Origin of the sequence: Chryseobacterium potabilaquae (assembly GCF_902728265.1) — a bacterium.
Lineage (GTDB): Bacteria > Bacteroidota > Bacteroidia > Flavobacteriales > Weeksellaceae > Chryseobacterium > Chryseobacterium potabilaquae.
Window position 1 is genome coordinate 141,962 of the sequence record NZ_CACVBR010000001.1, and the last position, 24,787, is coordinate 166,748.

Annotated in this window: 16 protein-coding genes; 8 read left to right on the plus strand and 8 right to left on the minus strand. The window is 34.0% G+C overall.

Annotated features, from left to right (window positions below):
• Together CHRY9293_RS00475 and CHRY9293_RS00480 are read right to left on the minus strand one after the other, a co-directional pair.
• The gene (locus tag CHRY9293_RS00475; protein ID WP_162031108.1) at positions 1-777 is read right to left on the minus strand and encodes a zinc ribbon domain-containing protein; all 777 of its coding nucleotides are present in this window, start codon (positions 775-777) and stop codon (positions 1-3) included.
• Between the two features lie 2 nt (positions 778-779).
• The gene (locus CHRY9293_RS00480) at positions 780-1,877 is read right to left on the minus strand and encodes a Nif3-like dinuclear metal center hexameric protein (RefSeq protein WP_162031109.1); all 1,098 of its coding nucleotides are present in this window, start codon (positions 1,875-1,877) and stop codon (positions 780-782) included.
• 62 nt (positions 1,878-1,939) lie between these two features.
• Between CHRY9293_RS00480 and CHRY9293_RS00485 the strand changes: the two genes are divergently transcribed.
• The gene (locus CHRY9293_RS00485) at positions 1,940-2,767 is read left to right on the plus strand and encodes an ion transporter (protein WP_162031110.1); all 828 of its coding nucleotides are present in this window, start codon (positions 1,940-1,942) and stop codon (positions 2,765-2,767) included.
• Positions 2,768-2,810: 43 nt separating this feature from the next.
• The gene (locus tag CHRY9293_RS00490; RefSeq protein WP_162031111.1) at positions 2,811-2,969 is read left to right on the plus strand and encodes a hypothetical protein; all 159 of its coding nucleotides are present in this window, start codon (positions 2,811-2,813) and stop codon (positions 2,967-2,969) included.
• Between the two features lie 143 nt (positions 2,970-3,112).
• Here the strand turns inward: CHRY9293_RS00490 and CHRY9293_RS00495 are convergent, their stop codons facing one another.
• The 3 genes from CHRY9293_RS00495 to dnaE form a co-directional block, all read right to left on the minus strand.
• On the minus strand, positions 3,113-5,854 hold the full coding sequence (locus CHRY9293_RS00495) for an Ig-like domain-containing protein (RefSeq protein ID WP_162031112.1): 2,742 nt from the start codon (positions 5,852-5,854) through the stop codon (positions 3,113-3,115).
• A gap of 167 nt (positions 5,855-6,021) precedes the next feature.
• Positions 6,022-8,655 (minus strand): fibronectin type III domain-containing protein, encoded by a 2,634-nt coding sequence (locus CHRY9293_RS00500; RefSeq protein ID WP_162031113.1) that lies wholly within the window; start codon positions 8,653-8,655, stop codon positions 6,022-6,024.
• A gap of 357 nt (positions 8,656-9,012) precedes the next feature.
• A complete protein-coding gene (dnaE, locus tag CHRY9293_RS00505; protein WP_162031114.1) occupies positions 9,013-13,677 on the minus strand; it encodes a DNA polymerase III subunit alpha in 4,665 nt (1,554 codons plus the stop codon).
• 288 nt (positions 13,678-13,965) lie between these two features.
• On the opposite strand from dnaE, the gene CHRY9293_RS00510 reads away from it, so the two are divergent.
• From CHRY9293_RS00510 to CHRY9293_RS00520, 3 genes are all read left to right on the plus strand, one after another.
• On the plus strand, positions 13,966-16,095 hold the full coding sequence (locus CHRY9293_RS00510; RefSeq protein ID WP_162031115.1) for a S8 family peptidase: 2,130 nt from the start codon (positions 13,966-13,968) through the stop codon (positions 16,093-16,095).
• A gap of 76 nt (positions 16,096-16,171) precedes the next feature.
• The gene (locus tag CHRY9293_RS00515; protein ID WP_162031116.1) at positions 16,172-18,244 is read left to right on the plus strand and encodes an alpha-ketoacid dehydrogenase subunit alpha/beta; all 2,073 of its coding nucleotides are present in this window, start codon (positions 16,172-16,174) and stop codon (positions 18,242-18,244) included.
• Between the two features lie 152 nt (positions 18,245-18,396).
• Positions 18,397-19,419, plus strand: a complete 1,023-nt coding sequence (locus tag CHRY9293_RS00520; protein WP_162031117.1) for a bestrophin family protein — start codon at positions 18,397-18,399, stop codon at positions 19,417-19,419.
• On the opposite strand, the gene CHRY9293_RS00525 is transcribed toward CHRY9293_RS00520, so the two are convergent.
• The gene (locus CHRY9293_RS00525; RefSeq protein WP_162031118.1) at positions 19,416-19,874 is read right to left on the minus strand and encodes an Lrp/AsnC family transcriptional regulator; all 459 of its coding nucleotides are present in this window, start codon (positions 19,872-19,874) and stop codon (positions 19,416-19,418) included. The two genes, CHRY9293_RS00520 and CHRY9293_RS00525, sit on opposite strands and share 4 nt — an antisense overlap.
• Before the next feature lie 145 nt (positions 19,875-20,019).
• Here CHRY9293_RS00525 and CHRY9293_RS00530 point away from each other — a divergent pair, with 145 nt between their 5' ends.
• On the plus strand, positions 20,020-21,246 hold the full coding sequence (locus CHRY9293_RS00530; protein WP_162031119.1) for an aminotransferase class I/II-fold pyridoxal phosphate-dependent enzyme: 1,227 nt from the start codon (positions 20,020-20,022) through the stop codon (positions 21,244-21,246).
• 42 nt (positions 21,247-21,288) lie between these two features.
• Here CHRY9293_RS00530 and CHRY9293_RS00535 read toward each other — a convergent pair whose 3' ends face one another.
• Positions 21,289-22,296 carry a glycosyltransferase gene (locus tag CHRY9293_RS00535; RefSeq protein ID WP_162031120.1) on the minus strand — a complete coding sequence of 336 codons (1,008 nt, stop codon included), beginning with the start codon at positions 22,294-22,296 and terminating at the stop codon, positions 21,289-21,291.
• A gap of 185 nt (positions 22,297-22,481) precedes the next feature.
• On the opposite strand from CHRY9293_RS00535, the gene CHRY9293_RS00540 reads away from it, so the two are divergent.
• Together CHRY9293_RS00540 and CHRY9293_RS00545 are read left to right on the plus strand one after the other, a co-directional pair.
• Positions 22,482-23,489 carry an SDR family NAD(P)-dependent oxidoreductase gene (locus tag CHRY9293_RS00540; RefSeq protein ID WP_162031121.1) on the plus strand — a complete coding sequence of 336 codons (1,008 nt, stop codon included), beginning with the start codon at positions 22,482-22,484 and terminating at the stop codon, positions 23,487-23,489.
• 39 nt (positions 23,490-23,528) lie between these two features.
• Entirely contained in the window at positions 23,529-24,335 is an 807-nt protein-coding gene (locus CHRY9293_RS00545; RefSeq protein ID WP_162031122.1) for a helix-turn-helix domain-containing protein, read from the plus strand.
• Positions 24,336-24,362: 27 nt separating this feature from the next.
• On the opposite strand, the gene CHRY9293_RS00550 is transcribed toward CHRY9293_RS00545, so the two are convergent.
• On the minus strand, positions 24,363-24,764 hold the full coding sequence (locus CHRY9293_RS00550; protein WP_162031123.1) for a branched-chain amino acid ABC transporter substrate-binding protein: 402 nt from the start codon (positions 24,762-24,764) through the stop codon (positions 24,363-24,365).
• Between the last annotated feature and the right edge of the window lie 23 nt (positions 24,765-24,787).

The following is a 24,787-nucleotide window of genomic DNA, read 5'->3' on the forward strand; positions in this document are numbered from 1 at the left end:
TTAAAATTTGATTACAGACTTCATTCTCTCATTTTCTTCCATTACCAATTCGTCATCAACAAGAATCTTTCCTGAATGTTCATCAATAATGATTTTTTTTCTTTGAGCAATTTCCATCTGTTTTTGTGGAGGAATTGTAAAAAACGATCCTTTAGGAGCTCCTCTTTCCAATCCTACTACTGCAAGACCATTTACTGAATTTGTTCTAATTCTGTTATAAGAAGCCAACAATCTATCATCAATTTTAGATCCAAATTCTTTAGACTGTTCTAAAAGATATTCTTCTTCTTTTTGAGTTTCAGAAATAAGACCTTCCAATTCATCTTTCTTAAACTTCAAGTGATTCTTCAACTCATTAATTTTTGAGTCAAGATCATTCAATGTTTCATTTTTATGACTAATCTTAGCTCCAAATTCTTTTATTCTTTTTTCAGCAAGTTGAATTTCAAGTTCCTGATATTCAACCTCTTTACTTAAAGCTTCAAACTCTTTATTGTTTCTTACATTATCTTGTTGAGACTTGTATTTATCAATTAAAGTTTTTGCATGGTTAATTACTTCATGCTTAGTTTTTATCTGATCTTCCTGATCTTTGATATCTGCATGAAACTTTTCAGCACGTTTCTCAAGTCCTTCAATCTCAATTTCAAGATCTTCAACCTCAATTGGCAACTCTCCTCTTGTATTTCGGATTTCATCCAATCTTGAATCAATGATCTGCAAATCATATAAAGCTCTTAATTTTTCTTCAACTGAAATATCGTTGGTTTTTGCCATATCTAAAGGAAATAATTTACTGGGTTTGTTTTTTCGCTAGATTTTGAGATTGCAAATGTACTAAATTTTTGTGACAAAATTTCAAATAATTGTTGAGTTACAAATTGTTCTGATTCATAATGTCCTACATCACATAATAACATTTTTGATTCTGCTAAAAAATAATCATGATATTTCAAATCTCCTGTAAGATAAGCATCACATTTTTTTGATAATGCTGATTGTATTCCACTAGCTCCCGATCCACCTAAGACCCCTACTCTTTTAATTTTTTTATGAATAAATTGAGAATGTTTAATGACCTCAAGATTAAATTTTTCTTTAACGAATTCCAAAAAATATTTTTCATTCATTTCTTCTTCAAACTCTCCATACATTCCCAACCCTGAATATAGATTTTCATTATCAATATTATAAACTTGATAAGCAACTTCTTCATATGGATGCACAGATTTCATTGCCGATATAATTTGATTCTTTTTATAATCTTCAAAAATGAATGTTATCATATCTTCATCTACATTCTCACGTACATTCTTTTGTCCTAAAAAGGGATTTGAACCTTCAATAGGTCTAAAGGTACCATTTCCATTTACTGTAAAACTACATTGATCATAAAAACCTATATTTCCAGCGCCCGCAGAAAAAACAGCTTCTTTTATTTTCTCTGAAAAATCTTTCGGCACAAAAACAGTTAACTGCTTTAAATTATTTTTCTTGGGTTGAAGGATTTTTAAATTCCTCAACCCCAACTGAGTACAAATTCCCGCATTAACTCCCAGAAAATCATTATCAAACGCAGTGTGAATGGCATAAATAGCAATTTTATTTTCTATAGCCTTCAAAATTGCTCTTTCCACATAATTTTTACCGGTTAATGCCTTTAGTCCTGAAAAAATAATAGGATGAAAACATACCACAAGATTACAATTTTTCTGAATAGCTTCGGATATTACATTCTCCAAAGCATCATGACAAACCAATATTCCATTCACCTGACGATCCGGAGCGCCACATAATAACCCCACATTATCAAAACCTTCTGCCTGCTGCAACGGAATACGCTCTTCTATTTTTGAAATCACCTCACTTATTGTCATTTTATTCAGTATGTTTGCTACGAAAGTAAGGATAATTTGTTAATTTTAAAAAAACTGAAATAATGGAAAGAGAACACAATCTTATTCCTGCAGATACCCTATGGAAAAGTTTTCTTTATCGGATTATCTATCGTTCTGATACTAGGCTCGGAAAATTATTTGATATCATATTATTATCTTTAATTTTTCTGAGCACCATCATTATTATGATGGAGAGCGTTCCCAAAATTGACAAAAAGTTCCACTATACTTTTATTGTCCTCGAATGGATTATTTCCTTATTCTTCACAGCTGAATATTGGGCCCGTATAATTGTTGTTAAAAATAAAAAAAATTATATTTTCAGCTTTTTTGGAATCATTGATTTTTTGGCTTTAGTTCCATTTTACTTAAGCTTTATTTTTCCTGTTACTAAGTATTTTTTAATCTTCAGAATGCTTAGGATGCTTAGAATATTCAGGATTTTCAATCTACTAGATTTCATGAATGACGGTTATTTTATTGTAAGAGCCTTAAAAAACAGTTCCAGAAAAATTTATATTTTTCTTTTATTTTTAGTTATATTTTCAGTGATCGTAGGTTCTTTGATGTTTATGGTGGAAGGAGGAAGAACCGGCTTTGAAACCATTCCCCAATCCATTTACTGGGCTGTTGTAACCGTAACTACAGTTGGGTATGGTGATGTATCTCCCATAACCCCTATGGGAAAGTTTTTTGCAATTATTTTAATGCTAGCCGGCTATTCCATTATTGCGGTTCCCACAGGAATTGTAACTGCTGAAATGAGAAACAAAAGACAAAACCTAGAAATAGTTTGTGATAGATGCGGTAATGAAGATATTGACGATGATGCTAGGTATTGTAAACAGTGTGGCAAGAAATTAGCTTGATATTATATATCACAATCTAATTATTAACTAAAATCACAGAATCATGGAACCAAAAAAGAAAAACAAACCCAATAGTTTAGTCATTATACTTTTTTCCCTCATTGTATTAATGATTATTATCTACTTTATACTAGCAACATTCTTCCCTACTATTTTTTCACATATGAATACAGGTGAAATTCAACCCGTTCCCAATAAATAATCTTTCAATACAGCATATAAGATAATAGGTAGTATATCAATGCTACCTATTTTTATTTAATTCAAAAGCATTCATCATCCATAAAAATCAAATAACGACCACCAAAGTGATCGCTATTTATTGATTGCTAATATTGATTAATTTTATTTTTTAATAATTTTTACTGTTTGGGTTGTCTTATCATTCAATTCCAATATGACAAGATACATTCCAGAGTTTAATTCTTCTAAGTTAAGAACTGAAGAAGGACTATTAATTACTTTCACTTGCTTTCCAGATGCATCATTGATAGTTATTGATTTTACTTTAGAAATATCGGTGATATTGACCACATTAACAAAAGGATTAGGATATAAATTAATCACCTCTTTTTTCGTTATATCCGGAGAAGGGCAATCTACAATTGCAGTAATTGCCTGCCTTTTAGAAGCACAGCCTCCATCAAATTTCCAATTATAAAAGCTCATAAAATAGGTCGGATCAAATCCATTACCCGTAATATTTGCCACTTTTGAAGTATACGGATATACAGCTCCAGATGCATTTCTTTTTAAACCAGAAGAGGGAAGCTTAGGATAAATAGTATAGTTTCCGGGAGGAAGTTCTATATTAAGATTAATTGTTTGCGCAGTAGTCCCCCCTCCAACATTGGTAGTAAAGGGAACTTCCAACAATGGTTTTTCTGATATTGAAGTCCCTTTAAATATTTTAATACCACCTGCTTCCCCTGAAGAAATTGGAAATATATCTACTGAAGAAAATTTTGTTTGCGAAAGTACAGTAAAATATACCGCCCAAGGAATCGAAGAAGATTGAGTAGTAATCCTTCCCCCTTGAGTCATTACCGACAGAGGTCCTACAGATATAAATCTCTCATTAGCAGCTTCAGCATAGTAAGTCGTTGTATTCGTAATAAAAGGAGTCACAAAAGTAGATCCTGTTCCTAATAATTGACCTCCAATCTGACTATCATACCATTTAATTATCGTATCAGAATTTGCTATAGCAGAAAGAGTAGCCTGGCTTCCAGGACATATCTTCGCTTCTGTACTAGAAAGGATAGAGGAAGATTCACAATTTGTAGTAAAGGCAAAAGCGGACGACCAAGAACTCAACTCATTTTCTTTGCAATGAGATCTTATCCAAACATAGTAAGTTGTTGCAGAAGAAAGATTTCCTAATGTCACTGATTTTGAAAAACTATTTCCTGACGCAATAGTAGACGACGTAGGAGTATTACGATTCGTTGAGTAATAATATTCATATCCATTAGCAGGAACGCCGCCAAGAGCAGTCCAAGAAATATCCGCTCCATAAGATGTCACATTAGAAAGCTTCACTTTGGTAGGAATAAAACACGATGAAGCTGGTTCCCAGTATACATCGTCCCAATAATATGATTTTGAATCTGCATTATTTTTTATTGCTAATCTAGCATTACCAGGAACTGTTTTTGGAACAGTAACTATATATTCTGCATCAGGATCAGAATAAGATCTATTTTCAATATTTATAGTTGATAAATTAACAAAGGTATTTGAATCTCCAATATTAGTAACATACCCCACATCTAAAGTTCCCATTCCTGAAGATACTTTAGCCTTAAATCTTAGCCAATGCGTTCCTGCATTAATGTTACTAAATATAGGAAGAACAACAATTGTCGGATTTTGTGAAGCAGAAGCACTTTGATACATATTTCGAGTTCCCGAAGCCGGACTTGTTGCTGAGATTTTTTGAGATCCTATTCCCGAAATTCTATCCCAACATAATGGCACTCCACTTCCCGTAGAATATCCATCAAAGTTTTCATACATACTTGTCCTTTCCGCACAAAGTGTTGTAAAGGTTCCTAATGATGACCAAACACTTTTATCAGAATTACCTGAAGAAGACCTTACCCATATATAATATTGTGTTGCAGAATTAAGCTTCTCTAAAAAAGCACTTTTAGTCAAACTTGTCCCCAGAGGTATTGTGGAAGGTGTAGGAGTTTCATTATCAGTGGAATAGTAATATTCATACCCGTTCAAAGGATTAATTACAGGAACTTTCCATGATATTTCAGCTGAATTTATAGTAATATTTGAAATGCTAAGGTCCGTAGGAGCTATACAGCTAGGAGGACTCCATGTATAGGTAAGTCCATTAGTCGGCATTCCAGAAGTCGCATTTGAAATAGTACCAAATGAAGAGGTAATATTAGACTTTTCAGAACTCGAACTTACTGATTCCTTTATGCTATATCCTATTTTATTATGATAATCCAAATTATTGCTACCCCGAAGTCCTATTTGCCTTGAGCCAAAGACAGGTTCAGTCCCCATTAAATAGCCTCCATTTTTATATACTATCGATATTACATTAGAAGTTTCTTTCAATTTAATTTGAAAAGAAAATACATATACATTCGTTTCAGAAACAGAATATGCAGGACGAAAATCTTTCCATTGTATAACCACTTCCCTATTAGGGTATACCCCTATTGTCTTCCAGCTTATATTACCCGTTGTTCCTGAAATATTAAAAACAGTATTTAAATCCCCTCCCCATGCAGAAATCGCCCCCTTATAAGGTGTACGAGACGAAATAGGAGAAGTAGATGTTGTAGAAGGAGCAGTATCTCCAAAAGTGATAAACCCATTAGTAGATATATATAAGCCTCTATAAGGTTCACCATTAAAATAAAAGTCATACGGTAATGTGATATGATATACATTACTATCTAAACTACCTGTTGAAGAATTAGCGGTTGGCGTTGCTATTATATTTCCTGCGGTAATTTCAGTATAGATTCCATTCGACTGTGAAAAACGATAAGCATTCACTTGAGCATTTAATAGTGTGGCCATTAAAAAAAGGCACATCAGTAAAGATTTCTTCATTTTAATAGCGTTTTAATTGTTATGTTAAATATACTAATTTTATTTCACATAATTGTAATTTAAGTTTAAAATATACACTTATTTCAACTACAAAACCACCATACATTATATAAATAAAAAACAGCGGTTAAAATTAACCGCTGCTTATAATCAATATGATTTAAAATTTATTTCTTTAAAACTTTAATTGTTTGTGTTGTTCCATCTTTCATTTCTAATGTCAACAAGTATGCACCCGATTTCAACTCACCCAAACGAAGAGTAGCAGATTCAAGAGTATTGATCGTTTTTATCAATTTTCCTGAAATATCATTTACCAATACTTTATTTACATTAGCTATATCTGAAATGGTCACTTCATTCACAAAAGGATTAGGATATACTTTAATTCCGTTTTCTTTTCTTGAAACTTCTGATGTCGCCAAAATAAGAGAGGCATCATAAGCAGATATCATGAAGCTGCCATCCGTTCCACCTCCAGCATTGGAATATCTCGACACACTAATATAAAGCACAGTACCCGGCGTCTGATTAGTTAAAGAAATTTTAGAAAAACTTCCTGTTCCACTATCATCATCACAAGCAATACTGGTTGTACTTGTACAATCTGCAAAGACAGACACTACGGTATCCGTCAATGTCGTTCCTGTATTCGTATCAGTCTCTATTGTTAAGCTTCCCGAAGCTGGAACAATAACTTTATACCATACATTTCCTCCCACATTGGTTGGAGTATTCAGACAACTAGCAACATGCCCTCCAGTGTTTGTAGCCCCTATAGTAGTTCCAACAATCGCATTTTGTACAAACGTTCCTCCAGGGGTAAGAGTTGACACATTTGAACATTCATCATTACTAGGAGGTGTAGGCAAAGTTGTGAAAGATACGGATGACCAAACACTCTGAGTTCCCGCACACATTGACCTTACCCAGGCATAATAGGTAGTATTCGGCGTAAGTGGTGGCAAGTTCACACTTGTACCCGCAATAGGTGTACCGGACGTAGGAGTCGTATTTGTTGTAGAAAACACATATTCATATCCATTTGCAGGCGCTGCTGAAGGAGCGACCCATGTTATCGTAGCACTTGTAGAAGTTACAGGTGTTGCTACAAATGACAACGGCTCAGAACAAGCTGGTGCAACGTCAACCTTTATATTATCTACATATAATCTGTTCATATTCGCTGCTGAATAAGCATTAAATCCAATATAATACACCCCAGAAGTTGGCGGAGTAAAATCTACTAAAGCTGCATTCGCTGTAGTACCATTGGTAATATTAGAAAAATCTAACAAATCATTATTCATAGACGAACTTGCTGCAGTTGTTCCATACGCAACTTTAAGTTTTTCAGGAAAAGATATTCCACTTGCATTACCATAAATAAAACTTAACCTATATGTAGTTCCGGCTGTAAGATTTAATCCTTGAGTAAAAAACCAAGCATTTGCGGCATTCGTAGAATGATATGTATAATTGAGAGCTTTAGTGTTAAAACTTCCAGTCCCAGGAGAGTAAGTAGTCCAATTATTACCACTTCCTACATTTTCTCTTGAAGTACACATAGGAATACTAGGCGTTGTGGCACTTTCGAAATCTTGAGTATATGGAATATTAGTCCCCCCACAAACTGTGGCAAAACTTCTTTCAGAACAAGAGGCCGAATTACTAGTTGCATTATAAGAGTTTACAGTATAAAAATAAGTGGTCGCCGTATTTAAAGCAGTAGGAAAAGTATAGGATGTTACATTCCCTAGATCTTGATTATTTAATACATCTGTTCCTCCTGCTGTAGTTCCCACTGATAATTTATATCCTGTTGCTGCTGTTACCACATCCCAAGTAATTGTAGGGGTTGTAGAAACCCCGCTTGCTGAAGCTTGAGGTGCAGTAATTGTTGGACAAGGAATCGCACGTGTTGTGAAAGAATTCTCTGTACAACCCGTAGAGGAAACACCCCCATTGTAAGCCGTGATGGTATAATAATATTGGGTAGAATATTGTAAAGAGGTCGTTAAAGCATAAGTTGTAACATTCCCTAAATCCTGATTATTTAAAATATTAGTTCCTCCTGGCGTTGTCCCCATTGATATCCTGTAACCCGTTGCACCATTAACCGCATTCCAAGTAATAGTTGGAGATACCGCTACTCCGGTTGCAGTTGCAGTGGGAGCCGTAACCGTAGGGCATGCAGGAATAGCACTAGGAGTAAGTCCTAAAAAAGTAACAATAGACTTATTGGCAGTTCGAGCTCCATCAGGAAGTGTCCCCGTCGGATCGGGATTGACAGTATCATCTCTAAAATACAATGTATTATTGGATGATCCTGCGTATACATACATGGCTTCAGCTGAACCATTACTATTGTATCCCGGTTTATTTTCTTCAGCTGCTATGACAAGATTATCTGCATTATTGTAAGGAAATGGGGTAGCAAATCCTATCTCTACCAATCCACCATTATTCGTAACTGTCCCTTCAAAAACTTTTGTTAATCCAGACAATGGAATCCAATCCGAAACAGAAGTAAAATTAGATTTAGCAGTATGCCCCAGATATACCACCCATTCGCTGGAATTAGTGATTGTGGCTGTTGAAGAAAGATAAAATTTAAGCCCAGTAATATTACCTGCCGCATCTGCATTAATTTCAGATTTAGGAAAAATCTGCTGCACATACGAATACTCATAATAAGTACTAACAGGGGCTGGACCTTTAGTAGTCCCTGTTCCCAAGGTAATTTGCGCAGTAGCACCTATACTCAGGGCCACCATGCATGATAGTAGAAATTTTCTCATTTAGTATATTTTAAATAGAACCGTAAATGTATAAAATTTATTTAACTAAAATTAAAACAAATTAGATTTTATTAAAACAAATAAATCATATTTAAAATTTATTTACGAATAAAATAAGAAAAAACAAGAAAATACAAAACAATAATAAAAAATCAAAAACAATTGAATTATACACAAACAACTAAAAAACAAATACTTAAATTACAAAAACAAAACAATCATTTAATTATATTTTAATTCAAATAAGCATAAAAACTAAAAAAAATTCAATATTATTGATTTTTATATTTATTTATTTCAAAATTAAAAAAAAAGCAACCCAAGGGTCACTTTCTCTATTAATATATTGGAGTTTTTTTAATTTAAATAAAATTCATACTTATTCAATAATTGAATTTCTTTAATAAGGTCACCATTTAAATTCACAGAATGTTTCATTGACTGCACTTCAAGAAGCGTATTATCTTCTTCATTCTTAATTAAAAACTTTAATTTTTGATTCCCTTGATTCTTTTCTAAAATAGTTCGGAAAAATAACAAGTCCTCCGATCTAAAATCCATAATATCCATAACCAAAGAAATACTCTTCGCAAATCTTTCGAATGCCTCCTGCAATTCAATAACTTCATTTACATTTACAAATACACGACCATCCTTAACTTGAGCAAATTTGATCTTTAGAATAACAAATCTCTGAACCTCCAGCTTTTCTTTTAAACGCATATAATCTCTATCTCCTAATCTAAAAGAATAGGATCCGGAATAATCTTCCAAAGTAACAAAAGCTACTTTTTCACCACTTCTAAACCCGTCTTGCACTCTATATTCAGTGATAAGACCTGCCACAGTGTATTCTTTACCCCCACCTCCATTCTCTCTTTCTTTTTGAAGGGTTTTCCAGTCTTTTTTCTTTTCTTCAAATAACTCTTCTTGCTTACCCGCAAAAGCTTGTTCTTTATAGGTATCCACCTCATCGAGATTTAAAAATCCAAAATGACCTTTCGGTTCTGCTTTTTTTGTTACTTCTTCAATAAGCTCTTCTTCACCCGTTAATAACTCATCCGAAACAATCTCCACAAGATCAACAACCTCATCTTGAGCATCGCGTTCTAAAATAGGCACCTCATCAACCACTTTATCCCCATCTTCTTTTTCTAAAACAGCTTTTTTAGAAAGCTGTCCCTGCATAAATTGATATTGATATTTAAACTCATCCAATGGATGCGCAGAAAGATAGAACCCTATAATCTCTTTTTCTTTATTAAGCTTATGCATATTCGGCCATTCCGGACAAGGCGCCAATTTAGGCTTTTCGATTTGAACTTCTTCTGCAAAGTCCGCGAAAAGAGAATTTTCCATTTCATTTTTCCCTTCTTGGAAACTTTGACCATACCGTAAAAGCCTCTCCAGATTAGTCCTTCCTGCTACATCAATATCAAAATATTGCCCTCTATGATACGAATCCAATTCATCAAAAGCGCCCGCAACAACTAAACTCTCCGCCACTCTTTTATTCACTTGAGATGAAGGAATTCTTTCAAAAAAGTCAAAAATATCTTTAAATCTTCCATTTTCTCTTTCCCTTGTAATACCCTCACTCGGCCCTTCTCCAATCCCTTTAATCGCTCCTAACCCGAAACGAATTTGTCCTTTTTCATTTACCGAAAACTTATACTGAGATTCATTAACGTCCGGGCCTAAAACATCAACACCCATACTCTTACAATCCTCCATGAACATTGTAATCTGAGCGGTATTGTTAATGTTATTACTCATTACACTCGCCATATACTCTGCAGGATAATTAGCTTTTAAAAATGCTGTTTGATAAGCAACTAAAGCATAACACGTAGAGTGCGATTTATTAAAGGCATATTCCGCAAATGCCTTCCAGTCATTCCAAATCTTTTCAAGCCTAGTTTCATCAAGATTATTTTTCCTACCTCCCTCAATGAATTTAGGATACATCTTATTAAGAACATCGATTTGCTTTTTCCCCATCGCTTTTCTCAAAGTATCCGCCTCACCTTTTGTAAAGTTCGCCAGCTTTTGAGATAAAAGCATTACCTGCTCTTGATAAACCGTAATTCCATATGTTTCCTTTAAATATTCCTCTGTTTCCGGTAAATCATAAACAATCTCTTCGATACCATGTTTTCTATTAATAAAGTTAGGAATATACTTAATCGGACCCGGACGATACAAGGCATTCATAGCAATAAGGTCAGCAAAAACAGTAGGTTTGAGTTCCCTCATATATTTTTGCATTCCTGGACTTTCATATTGAAAAATCCCCACCGTACGACCTTCTTTAAACAATTGATATGTTTTTACATCATCCAATTGAATTTCATCGGGATCAATATCAACACCATGTCTTTCTTTCACTAATTTTAAAGCATCTTTAATGATCGTCAACGTACGAAGACCCAGAAAGTCCATTTTTAAAAGCCCTGCACTTTCAGCCACCGAGTTATCAAATTGAGACACCAAAATATCAGCATCTTTTGCCGCTATAGTAACCGGAACTAAATTACTCACATCTTCAGGGGTGATAATCACTCCACAGGCATGAATTCCCGTATTCCGAATACACCCCTCCATTTTTTTCGCACTTGCAAGCACTCCAAAACGAGGATCATGAGGACTATCCAAAACCAACCTCATCTCATCAACAAGCATCTGCTCCTCCGGCTTTAATTTATCATATTTTGCTAAAGCCTTTGCAATGTTCATACCAGGTGTGGAAGGAATTAACTTAGCAATATTATTGGTATCGGGAATCGAAACATCCAATACCCTTCCCGCATCTTTGATGGCCGACTTCCCTCCTAAAACCGAATACGTAATAATTTGCGCTACCTGGCTCTGTCCATATTTTTCAATTACCCATTTAATAATTCTATCCCTCCCTTCATCATCAAAATCAATATCGATATCGGGCATGGAAACTCTTTCCGGATTTAGGAATCTCTCAAAAAGGAGGTCATATTTGATAGGATCGACATTAGTAATACCAATACAGTAGGCTACCGCAGACCCCGCTGCTGATCCCCTACCCGGACCTACCCAAACCCCCATTTTACGTGCTTCATTACAAAAATCTTGTACAATCAAGAAGTACCCGGGATAACCCGTATTTGCAATTACATCTAATTCAAAATCCAGACGTTCTTTTATCTCATCAGTAATTCCGGTTTCTATGTATCTTCTTCTCGCCCCTTCATATGTCAAATGAGTAAGGTAAGCCATTTCACCACGTTTACCTCCATCCACATCATCTTCTGAATGAATAAACTCTTCAGGAATATCAAATTTAGGAAGCAATACATCCCTTTTTAAGGTATAAGGTTTAAATTTTGCAAAAAATTCTTCATAAGCCTCGAAAGCATCCGGATACGCTAAAAAAGCTTCTTTTATTTCATCACTGTTTTTAATATAGTACTCTCCACTTGCAAGCCCCCTTCTCTTTCCAAACCCTTTCCCTATGGGCGTAGATAGCTTTTCTCCATCTTTAATACAACTAACAATATCCTGTATATTAGAATCATCTTTATTGGTATAGAAAGTTTCATTTTGCGCCAGAATTTTAACATTATACTTATCCGCAAAGTATAATAAAACCTCATTTAGATGCTCTTCTTCCGGTAACTTATGATTTTGAATCTGTACATAGAAGTCATCTTCAAAAGTATCTTTCCACCATTTAAAAAGCTCTTCACCCTTCTGTTCCCCGGTATTTAAAATTGCATCAGGAATATCACCATAAATACCTGAAGTTAAAGCAATAATCCCTTCCTTGTATTGGGAAATTAATTCTCGATTAATTCTCGGAACTCCAAAATAAAACCCCTTTAAAAAACCTATACTTGAAAGTTTTGCTAAATTTTTGTATCCATTAAAATCCTTTGCCAAAAGCACCACTTGAGTTCTTCTGTCCGGGTCATCTTTAGTAAATTGTTTTTGTTCATATCGATCAGAAATATAAAACTCACATCCCACAATAGGTATCAATGGTTGCGAAGCAGGCTCCTCTTCATCAAAAATTTCTCCTTTTTCTTCCGCTTCCTGTTTTTTAGTTTCGTATTCCTTATATTTTTTTAGCCTGTCAGCGTTTGCTCCCTCTACAGCAGAAACAAATTTAAAAGCCCCCATCATATTTCCCAGATCTACCATTCCTACTGCAGGATAGTTTTCATCGATAGCTTTTTTTATGAGGTCATTGATTCCCGAAGTAGCTGTTAATGTTGAAAAAACACTATGATTATCAAAATTAAAGTATTTCCCAAGGTCAACCTCATCAATACTTCCAAAATCCGTTTGCTTTTTCTTAGCATTAAAGTCTGCTACTTGTCGCCTGATAACAATACTAAAAGGCTTTATCGGATCAGGATAAAGTGTTTTGAAATAGGCAAGTTGATCCTCTGAAACCTTTAATATTTCTGCGGGAATCACCCCAATTCTCATCATTTCAAAGAAAACCTGTGCTGTTGCATTTACATCCGCTGCTGCATTATGCGCTTCATCAAATTTATTTCCGTACAGTTTTTCATAGAGTTCCTCCAATTTGGGAGGTTTAAATCGTCCCCCTTTTCCTCCTCCTAATTGACAAAAATTAGTTCCCAAAATCATCGTATCAGCTTTGGGCTTTTCCTGAAGATTATCCTTTATTGTTTTTCTATAAAATTCAGCTCCTACAATATTGTAGTCGAACTCTACATTATGTCCAGAAACTACTCTCACCTTATCTATTACCTTGGAAAACTCTTCCAACACTTCTTGCAAATCACGCCCTTCATCATTGGCAATTTTGGTTGTAATACCGTGAATTCTAGCAGCATTAAAGGGTATATCATATCCTTCAGGCTTTATAATAAAATCCTGATTTTCTATTAATGTTCCATTATCATCATGTAGCTGCCAAGCAATTTGCACCATTCGAGGCCAGTTTTCTGAATCTGAAAGGGGAGCATTAAAATTCTTTGGTAGTCCTGTAGTTTCGGTATCAAAAATTAAGTACATGTAATTTTCTCAATGTTTTTTAAGAAGTAATCTGTAAAGTTACTCCAATTTTTTTTAATTATTCATTCTATACAATTGTTTTAACAAATCAATTATTTAGTAAAATTTCAATTATCATTTTAATAATTAAGGATCATTTTTCATAAAACATATAAAAACATATAGCATTTTTTATATTTACAAAAAAACATACTATAATGCATTATTTTTATTAATAAATTAAAAATAATATCATTATTTTATATATATTTGTTTTTCACAATTTTATATAAAAACTTTACAACTGTTATGAAGAAACCTTTACTTTTGGTTAGTGCATTAGCTATTAGTCTAATAAATGCACAAAACAATGATGCATTGAAAAGAGAGTTTGAAAAACAAAATAAAGAGAATAATGAAAAATTTGATCTTTATATTTCAAAACACTATGGAGCCAATAAATCCCCTGAAGCCTTACAAGAAATTGAAAATGACAGAAGCAGACTAGCCGGCTTCTTACCTGGTGGAAGACCCTACTTTCACCAAGCACATGATATGGATCAAATATTAAATTCAAATTCTGATTTTCTTCAGGAAGGGACTTTAAGTGGTCTTACAGGTTCATTTAATGGAGAAGGAATTAAATTTTCAATTTTCGATGGGGGTAACTCATCCGCGAAAGGAAGAGTATATGCAGATCATGTTTTTTTCAATAACGCGCCTAACAGAATTACCAATAAAGAGGCAAGCTCTATGAACTACGGAGCACACTCTACTGCTGTAGCCAGCTTCATTGGTGCGAAACACTATCCTTACACTATAACATTTCAAGATGGTACAACTCGCCAGGTCAACTTCAAAGGAATTGCTCCTAATTCAACTATTGATGCCTATAATTTCGGAACAACAGTATTAGCAGGCAATACAGCAGAAAGTACTATTTTTGAAAAAATCCTTATCGCTCAACCCAATATTTCAAATCATTCTTATGGAACAAATATGGGATGGGATCAAACAACCATTAACGGAGCTACAGCATTGATTTGGAATGGAAACTTTACAAGCCCCAACAATTCTCAAGATGCCCAAGGTAGCTATTATGTTAATGACAGGAATTACGATCAAATTGTATATAATAACCCATCTTACATTATTGTAAAATCTGCCGGAAACTCATATGGAATAGGTCCAACATCAAATTCTCTTCCTAAATATTACATTAATTCTTCAGGAAATCCGGAACTTTTTTCAGCAACAGATACCTTACCACAAAACAACTGTGCACAAGGATATGATTGTATAGGATTTGGGTCATTAGCTAAAAATATTATCATAGTAGGAGCTACTGATAGAATAACAACCAATAATGGAAGATACACTACAAAAAATGATATAATACATTCCGCCTATAGTAGTGCAGGCCCTAGAGATGATGGAGGAATAAAGCCTGATATCACTGCTGTAGGAACCTCTGTCGCTACAGCATCAACTGCCGAAAATACTATAGGAGGTAATTTATTTACTATTGGCGATGGTACGTCCTATTCGGCACCTGTAGTAACAGGCGTTATCGGTCTTTGGACTCAGATTAATAAGCAATTATTTTCTGGCAATATCTTAAATGCCGCTTCTGCTAAAACCCTTATGATACATTCCGCACAAGAAGCCGGCAATATTGGACCAGATCCACATTTTGGATGGGGGTTCATTGATGCAAAAAAGGGAGCTGAACTTTTAGTGGGAAAATCAAATAATACGGTGGTTTTTACTGACGAAGTTTTAAATAACAGTGCTATCAATACCAAATCTGTAACGGCAATAGGATCAGAACCTCTTAAAGTTACCATTTCATGGATTGATCCTGAGTTTACCAACTTTAGCAACCTCTGGTCTGACCTTCACAATAACAGAACTTCCAAATTAATCAATGATCTTGATCTCAAAATTACAGATACTACAACAAATACTGTTTATTATCCTTGGAAGCTTGATGCTCTTAACCCTATGACTCCGGCAACAAAAGGAGATAATACAGTGGATAACGTAGAACAAGTGGTTATTGATGCACCAGTTGCAGGAAGAACCTATAAAATTGAAATTTCTCATAAAGGAGTTTTGAAAAATAATGCGGGAAATAGCGCACCTCAAAACTATTCAATCATCGTAACAGGCTTCGGAAGTGTTTTAGGAACCAATGAAACCATCACCAAAAGTGATGTTATTATCACACCGACCATTACAAAAGACATTGTTAATATCATGAAAGCGCCTAAAAAATCTACATTTACCATGTATGATCTTTCAGGGAAGAAGCTACAAAGCGGAGTTATCAATAGTGATTTACAAACTATTGACGTATCTTCTTACACCAAAGGAATTTACATCATTGAAGTAAAAACCAATAAAGATGTTATTTCAAAAAAGATAATTAAAGAATAATATAAAAATTACACAGAAATGTTACAAAATACTAACACTTGTTAGTATTTTGTTTTTTTACGTATATTTGCTATCTATGGAAAATACTCTTCACCAACAAGTTTCTCAAGATATATTACTTAAAGCCTACAACCATATGATGCTTGCCAAAGCAATGGCTGATATATATGAAGAAAACCGAAATGTTTGTAAATATGTTCATAGCACCTCTAGGGGTCATGAAGCAATTCAATTAGCCACAGCCTATCAATTAAAGAAAGAAGATTGGGTATCTCCATATTACAGGGACGAAAGTCTCCTCTTAGGCATTGGCTTTGAGCCCTATCAACTCATGCTTCAGCTATTAGCAAAAGCTGATGATCCTTTTTCTGGAGGGAGATCCTATTATTCACATCCTTCAAGTAGAAACGAAAACATACCTAAAATAATACACCAAAGCTCAGCAACAGGGATGCAGGCCATTCCAACCACGGGTGTAGCACAGGGAATAAAATATATTCAGGAATTTAAATTACAAGAATTCGAAAATGCTCCTGTCGTTATATGCAGTCTTGGCGACAATTCCGTAACGGAAGGAGAAGTAAGTGAAGCTTTACAATTTGCTGCATTACATCAATTACCTATTATTTTTCTCGTTCAAGATAACGAATGGGGAATTTCCGTAACAAAAGAAGAAGCAAGAACATGTGATGTCTATGATTTTGTTTCTGGGTTTGACGGGCTTAGCAGAATGCGAGTGGATGGTACTGACTTTGCAGAAAGTTTTGAAATCATGAAAAAGGCAGTTGATTTTGTAAGAACAGAAAGAAAACCTCTTGTTGTTTGTGCAAAAACAGTATTAATAGGCCATCATACCTCCGGAGTAAGAAGAGAGTTCTATCGTGATGAAGAAGATCTAGCAAAGCACAGAGCAAAAGATCCGGGAGAGATCCTTAGAAAACAACTCCTTGACACCGGAATAGATGAAGAACTATTAAAACAAATAACAAAAAAGTCTAGATTAGAAGCCGAGGAAGCTTTTGAAAAAGCAAAAAATGCAGAAGATCCTAAGGCCGAAACAGTAATGCAACACATTTTTGCTCCCACTCCAATTACTGAAGAAGTAGGTATGCGTGAGCCGGAAGGTGGGGAAAAAATCGTAATGGTAGATGCCGCAATCCATGCTATACAGGAATTGATGTGGAAACATCCCGAAGCTCTACTTTATGGACAAGATGTGGGTGAGAGAATTGGAGGTGTTTTCCGTGAAACCGTAACCCTAGGAAAAAAATTTGGTAATAAAAGAGTTTTTAATACCGCCATTCAAGAAGCCTATATTATCGGATCTACCGCAGGAATGAGCGCGGTTGGATTAAAACCTATCGTTGAAGTTCAATTTGCAGATTATATCTATCCCGGAATTAATCAATTGATTACAGAAATTTCGAAATCCAATTATTTAAGTAATGGAAAATTTCCAGTAAGCAATATAATTCGTGTACCCATAGGAGCTTATGGTGGTGGTGGTCCTTATCACAGCGGAAGTGTTGAAAGTATTTTAGCCAACATTAAAGGAATAAAAATTGCGTATCCAAGTAATGCAGCAGATTTTAAAGGGTTATTAAAAGCAGCCTATTATGATCCCAACCCTATCATAATGTTAGAGCACAAAGGTCTTTATTGGAGTAAAGTTCCAGGAACTGAAGATGCAAAAACCATTGAACCTGCTGAAGATTATATTTTACCGTTTGGAAAAGGTAATATTATTATTGAAGCTGATAAAAAGGAAGTAGAAAAAGGGAGAACATTACTTGTCGTAACTTATGGGATGGGAGTTTATTGGGCAAAAGAAGCCGTGAAAAACTTCAACGAGAGAGTCGAAGTAATAGATTTAAGAACGTTAATTCCTCTGGACGAAAGGCTTGTTTTTGAAAGAGTAAAAGTCCATGGAAAATGTATTGTTCTTACGGAAGAACAGCTTAATAATTCATTTGCTGAAGCGTTTGCCCATCGTATTTCTAAAAACTGCTTCCAATATTTGGATGGACCAGTGGAAACGATGGGAGCTCTTGATGTTCCTGCTGTTCCTATTAACCTAGTATTAGAAAAAGAAATGCTGCCTAATTCAGAAAAACTCGCTCTAAAAATTGAAGAAATGCTTCAAAATTAAAATATCAACCTCTAAAATTTTAGAGGTTTTTTTATGCCCGATTTCATATTTTTCATAACTTGTATTAGGATAGAGTTAAATCAGATTATTATTTTTTTAAATAATTAAACTAATAATTATTCGTTTACCTCTGTATATAATCGCCACAAGTCATGATCACAACAAAATACTTCAACTACAAACAAGTCTTGAATTTAGCAGGAGGCCATCTGATCTGGCTTTCTATTTGGTGTTCTTTAGTTGCTACTCTTTTCTATTATTTCAACTGGCGATGGATGATAATCCCTTGGGTTCCCGTTGCACTCATTGGTACAGCAGAAGCTTTTTACGTTGGTTTTAAAAATAATCAAGCGTATGACAGACTATGGGAGGCTCGAAAAATATGGGGAGGTATTGTAAATTCTAGCCGATCATTTACTTCTATGCTATATGCTTTTGATACCCAAAATGGAAACGCTATCGATTTAGAAGAAAGAAAAAAGAGAATTATTTATCGTCATATTGCTTGGTTATATACCTTCCGCGAACAACTTTTGGTTCCTACAGAATGGGAACACATTAGCCTTAGAAAACATTTTGGATCCATCAATCAAAAACGAAATAGACTCATTAAAGCCGGTTTCCCCGATTACGGAAGAACTCCTATTTTTTTACATAAATATTTATCTGAAGATGAACTTAAGCTACAATCTGATTACAAAAATTTTGCTACTTATTTAATTTCAAAACAAGCAAAAGAAATCAACGAAATAAAAAATAGCGATTCCATTTCAGATTTTCATCAAATGCAATTACAGTCCTGCCTTAATCAATTTTATGATTATCAAGGTCAAGCGGAAAGAATAAAAAAGTTCCCTTCTCCTAGACAGTTTGCGAGTACGGCATTTATTTTCAATATTATCTTCATTCTACTCTTGCCTTTAGGTCTGGTTAATGAATTTGCCAAAATAGGAAGCTGGGGAGTTTGGCTAAGTATTCCATTTTGTATTATTGTAGGTTGGATCTATATTGTCATGGAACTCGTAGGAGATTATTCTGAAAATCCATTTGCAGGCTTAATGTTCGATGTTCCAATGCTTTCCATTTGTCGAACTATAGAAATAGACTTACTTCAAATGGTTGGAGAAAGCGATCTACCCGATCCTATTTCATCTAAAAATGGTGTTTTAGTCTAGAGAACAATAGCCGTTGTATTTTTTACCTCGGAAATCATAAATGAACTATGCGTACTTGCAATATGTTGTAAAGTAGTCAATTTTGTTAGCATAAAATTTCTATAATCCGCCATATCTTTTACACAGACCTTAAGAATATAATCATAATCTCCACTTACATGAAAACATTCTGTAACTTCATGCAGATTCATAACCTCTTTTTCAAAATGGAGAACATGTTCTTTTTTATGAAGGCTTAATTTTACATGACATAAAACCACAAAACTTTTTCCAATCTTATCCTTATCTAAAAGAGCCACATATTTTGAAATAACTCCGGTATTTTCCAGTTTTCGAATACGTTCATAGACAGCAGTAACTGATAAACCTAACTGAAACGAAAGCTGTTTCGTCGTTTGCTTTGCATCATTTTGGAGAAATAGTAATAGTTTTTTGTCAATTTCATCAAAGGCCATAGATAATTTTTTGTTAAAATTTTATATGCATCAAATATAATAAACTTATTTTCTATAATATACCAAATCAATAGATTTATAATCTAATTATTCATTTTATCATTGTAATAAATAGGAAAATAGCACATTTTTGAAATAAAAAAACATGATAAAATTTAATGCTGCCAACGAGATACAAGATCTGCAATACTTTGGGGAATTTGGAGGAGTAAATCCTTCCATCTCGGATAGTTCAACTTATACATTTCTATCTGCAAAAACAATGTTTGATACCTTTGAAGGTAATGCTGATGGATGTTACCTATATTCAAGACATTCTTCTCCCATGAATTTATATCTGGCACAAGCATTAGCTAAGCTAGAAAATACAGAAACCGCCAATGTAACTTCTTCCGGAATGGGCGCTATTACTTCAGTTTTAATGCAAGTCTGCAAAAGTGGGGATCATATTATTGCAAGCAGAACCATCTACGGAGGAACATATGCATTCTTAAAGAATTTCTTTCCTACCTTCAACGTTGATACTACATTTGTAGATATTAATAACTTCGAAAGCATCGAAAAGTCCATCACTCCCACCACAAAAGCTATTTATTGTGAAAGTGTAAGCAACCCTCTTCTTGAAGTTGCCGATCTTAGAAAGCTTTCAGATATATGCAAAAGAAATAATCTTAAACTTATCGTTGATAACACGTTTTCCCCTCTGTCTATTTCCCCCAAATTAATGGGAGCAGATATTGTAATCCATAGTTTAACAAAATTCATTAATGGTAGTAGTGATACTGTAGGAGGGGTTTATTGTGGAACACAAGAATTTATTAATGACACTAAGAATGTAAATACTGGAGCCTGTATGCTTCTAGGTCCAACAATGGACAGTTTTCGATCTGCTAGCATTTTGAAGAACCTAAGAACCCTTCATATTAGGATGAAACAACATAGTTATAATGCGATGTATCTGGCAGAAAAATTTGAAAAAGATGGTTTGAAAGTTTCTTATCCAGGATTGAAATCTCATAAAAATCATGAACTCATGAAAAGTATGATCCATGAAGAGTACGGATTCGGAGGACTCCTCACTTTAGATGCAGGAACAACAGATAAAGCAAATGAATTAATGGAGCTTATGCAAACAGAAAACCTTGGCTATCTTGCGGTAAGCTTAGGATTTTATAAAACATTATTTTCCTGTTCGGGGAGCTCAACATCATCCGAAATCCCTGAAGAAGAACGAATTGAAATAGGTATTTCGGACGGACTCATAAGATTCTCCATCGGATTGGATCATGATATTGAAAGAACTTATCAGAAAATGAAAGAATGCATACAAAAAGTAGGCGTTTTTGAACAACATACAACTTCCATACTCTAAATTATCATGATAAAAGCTGTTAAAATTTAACAGCTTTTATTCTTAGTCTTTTTTATAAAAATGTTTGGGAAATGCTTCTTCAGGCTTCATTCTTAAAATATTCAATAATATCCAAGATTTCAGAAAACCATATCCATAGGAAAACATTTGAATATAAGTTGAAATAACAGCCATGGCTGCTATACTAATATTGCGAGTAACAAGTAATGCATGAAAGAAAACTAGAAATGAATAAAGTCCATAGAATGCGAGAATAATACCTCGTCCAAAAATAAAGTATTCTAAAAATCCCATTATATATCCTATCAGAAAAAGAGCAGGAAAAGCAAATGAAATTTTCACATAATTCGGATGTCTTTGGTTTAATATAGGCCTAGCACATCCAAATTGATATACCTGTTTTGAAAATTTACCAAAATCAACCCTCCGTTTATGATAAACAGAAATATCATCAAAGTAAGCGGTTGTATATCCCTTTTCCCAAAGCGTCATAGAAAGATCCGGATCTTCCCCTATTCGCATTTCAGAGAACCCTCCTACTTTATTAAAAACATCTTTTTTCACTCCCATGTTAAAGCTTCTCGGTTGAAATTTAGAAATAGCTTTTTTATTTCCTCTAATTCCACCGGTCGTAAAAACTGACGTCATAGAATAGGAGATTGCTTTTTGCATCAGATTAAACCCTTTATGGGCTTTGTCCGCTCCTCCAAAAGCATCACAAGGAACTTCAAGAATATCTTTTTTAATATTTTCGATATAGTCTTTTTCTACAATCACATCACTATCTACAAAAACCAGCCATTCATTCTCAGCTCTTTTAGCTCCATAGTTTCTGGTAAGACCAGGCCCGGAATTATCCTTTTTGAAATATTTAATCTGCAAAATTTCTTCAAAGTTTCGTATCGTAGGTATAAGATCTATTAAAGATCCATCATCTACAATGATAATTTCAAAATCTTTATCGGTTTGTTGGGTTAAAGAATGTAATAGTTCGAAAAGTTCATCTCTTCGATTAAAAATAGCAACGACAATAGAAATAGTAGGTTTCAAATTGAAAATTTTTCAAAATTAAATATTCATAAAACAATCCGCAAACAGTTTATGATAATTTATAAACGAAAATACCATGAAAATCATATATAAATTGGAATTTTAAACAAAACTATTTGACATTTTAAACAAAATTATTTGATTTCATCCACAATACCTTTGTTATACAAACAAATAACAAAAAAATGAAACAGAATCATTTACAAAAACCTATTAACTCAGGTTTTAATTCTCAATCAACAGCTCAAGACGTGATCAAAGGCATTGATCTTTCAGGAAAAACCATCATTGTAACTGGAGGATATGCAGGAATCGGATTGGAAACAACAAAAGTTCTTTCTCAGGCAGGTGCCAAACTGATCATTCCGGCACGAGATCCAAAAAAAGCAAAGAAAAATCTTTCCGGAATTGAAAATGTCCTCATTGAAGAAATGGATTTAATTGATCCTCATTCAATTAATCGTTTTACTGAAAAATTTCTTGCTAGAGGAATGAAATTAGACTTATTAATTAATAATGCAGGAATTATGTGGGTCCCCTTAAAAAGAGACAGTCGAGGAATTGAATCACAATTAGCTACCAATTATTTGGGACAATTCCATCTTACCTCCAATCTGTGGCCGGCTCTTAAAAAAGCTCATGCTGCAAGGGTCATTAACGTTTCATCTTATGGACACCAAATGTCACCGTTTAATTTTGAAGATCCTAATTTTGAACATAGGGAATATCAAACCTTATTAGCCTATGGGCAATCGAAAACAGCCAATAATTTATTCACCGTTGCATTAGACGAAAGAGCAAAAAAATTCAATGTAAGAGCCTATTCATTACATCCAGGCTCTGTCTATGGGACCGATTTGGGAAGGGAAGAGCCAATTGATCTTTATATTCAAATGGGAACTCATGATAAAAACGGTCAGATAAAGCCTGAAGTAAAAGCGAAATTAAAAACTATTCCACAAGGTGCCGCCACAACAATTTGGTGTGCTACGAGCCCTCTTCTTGAAAATATCGGAGGTGTGTATTGTGAAAATAGTGATATTGCAGAAATTGATCATGGACAAATAGAACATACCTATGATGATCCATCCACCATCAGAGGAGTTCAACCCTATTCTATCGATCGAGAAAACGCTAAACGTTTATGGAAACTCAGTGAAGAATTAATTGGGATATCATTTAATGTAGAATAATTAGTTTTAATTAAATTTATATTTGAAAACTTGAACGCAATGGATTTTCATATTAAGTATATCACACCAGATATCAAATTATCTACGTATGAAGATAAGCTCTTTAAAACAGAAAACGTTTTTGAGTTTCATATGCTGGTTTGGTTTATTTCAGGGGAAACAAAAATTATTCAGGCAGATAAATCCTATGTTTTTAAAGCCGGAGATATCTTTCTAATTCCCAGGAATCATTTAGCAACCATTATTAATTATCCTAAAAATGGATCGCCTCATAAAGCAGTAGTAATGCACTTAACAAAAGAGCGCCTGAAAGAATATTATTCAAATATTGAGATTAAACAAAAAAAACTTTCTGGAGAATCAAAAATCTATAGCTTTACTCAACATCCTTTATTGGAAAGTTGTCTTGCTTCTCTCATCCCTTATTTTGATATAAAAGAAACTTTTCCTGATCATATTGCTTCTTTAAAAATCACTGAGGCCATAAGTATACTAAGGGAAATTGATGAAAGTGTAGATAACCTATTAGCCGATTTTGAAGAACCCGGAAAGATTGATCTGGTTCATTTTATGGAAAAAAATTATATGTTTAATATGCCTTTAGAAAGATTCGGATACCTCACAGGTAGAAGCTTATCTACCTTCAATCGTGATTTCAGAAAGGTTTTTGAAACAACACCTCAGCGGTGGCTCACCCAAAAACGATTGCAATTAGCTTATTATCATTTAACTGAAAAACATAAAAAACCTTCTGATGTATTTTTGGAGGTTGGGTTTGAAGATTTATCTCATTTTTCTTATGCCTTTAAAAAACAATATGGCTTTTCACCTTCAATAGCAAGGTAATATAAATCTAGTGCAATTCTTTTTTATTTATAAGAATAATCCTGATCTAAAATAAATGAAAAAAATGATGGAAACTAACAGAAGAATAGTAGAGCAACTAAAAAACAACCACTGAAATACATTCTTAAAATAATACAATTCCAAAACATGCAAAATAAAGAATAATAAGCACGCTAATACGATTCCCATCAATGAAATTACCATAATTGTTTGATTTAAATTTTCTTCAGGTAAAGAGTTTTCAAAAACAATTACGAATATAATCGCGGATATGGAAAGAAAAGCAAAACTGATTTTTTCAACACTATATTTTGCTTTTTTATTAGAGGTCTGAATAGGGTAGCCTAATTCAGTAGAAGATGAATCCTTTGTAAACAAATCTAATGCATCTGTCACCAAGGATAAAATCTCAAGAAAATCCCAGTTCATAATTCGGTTCAGTGGTATATAAA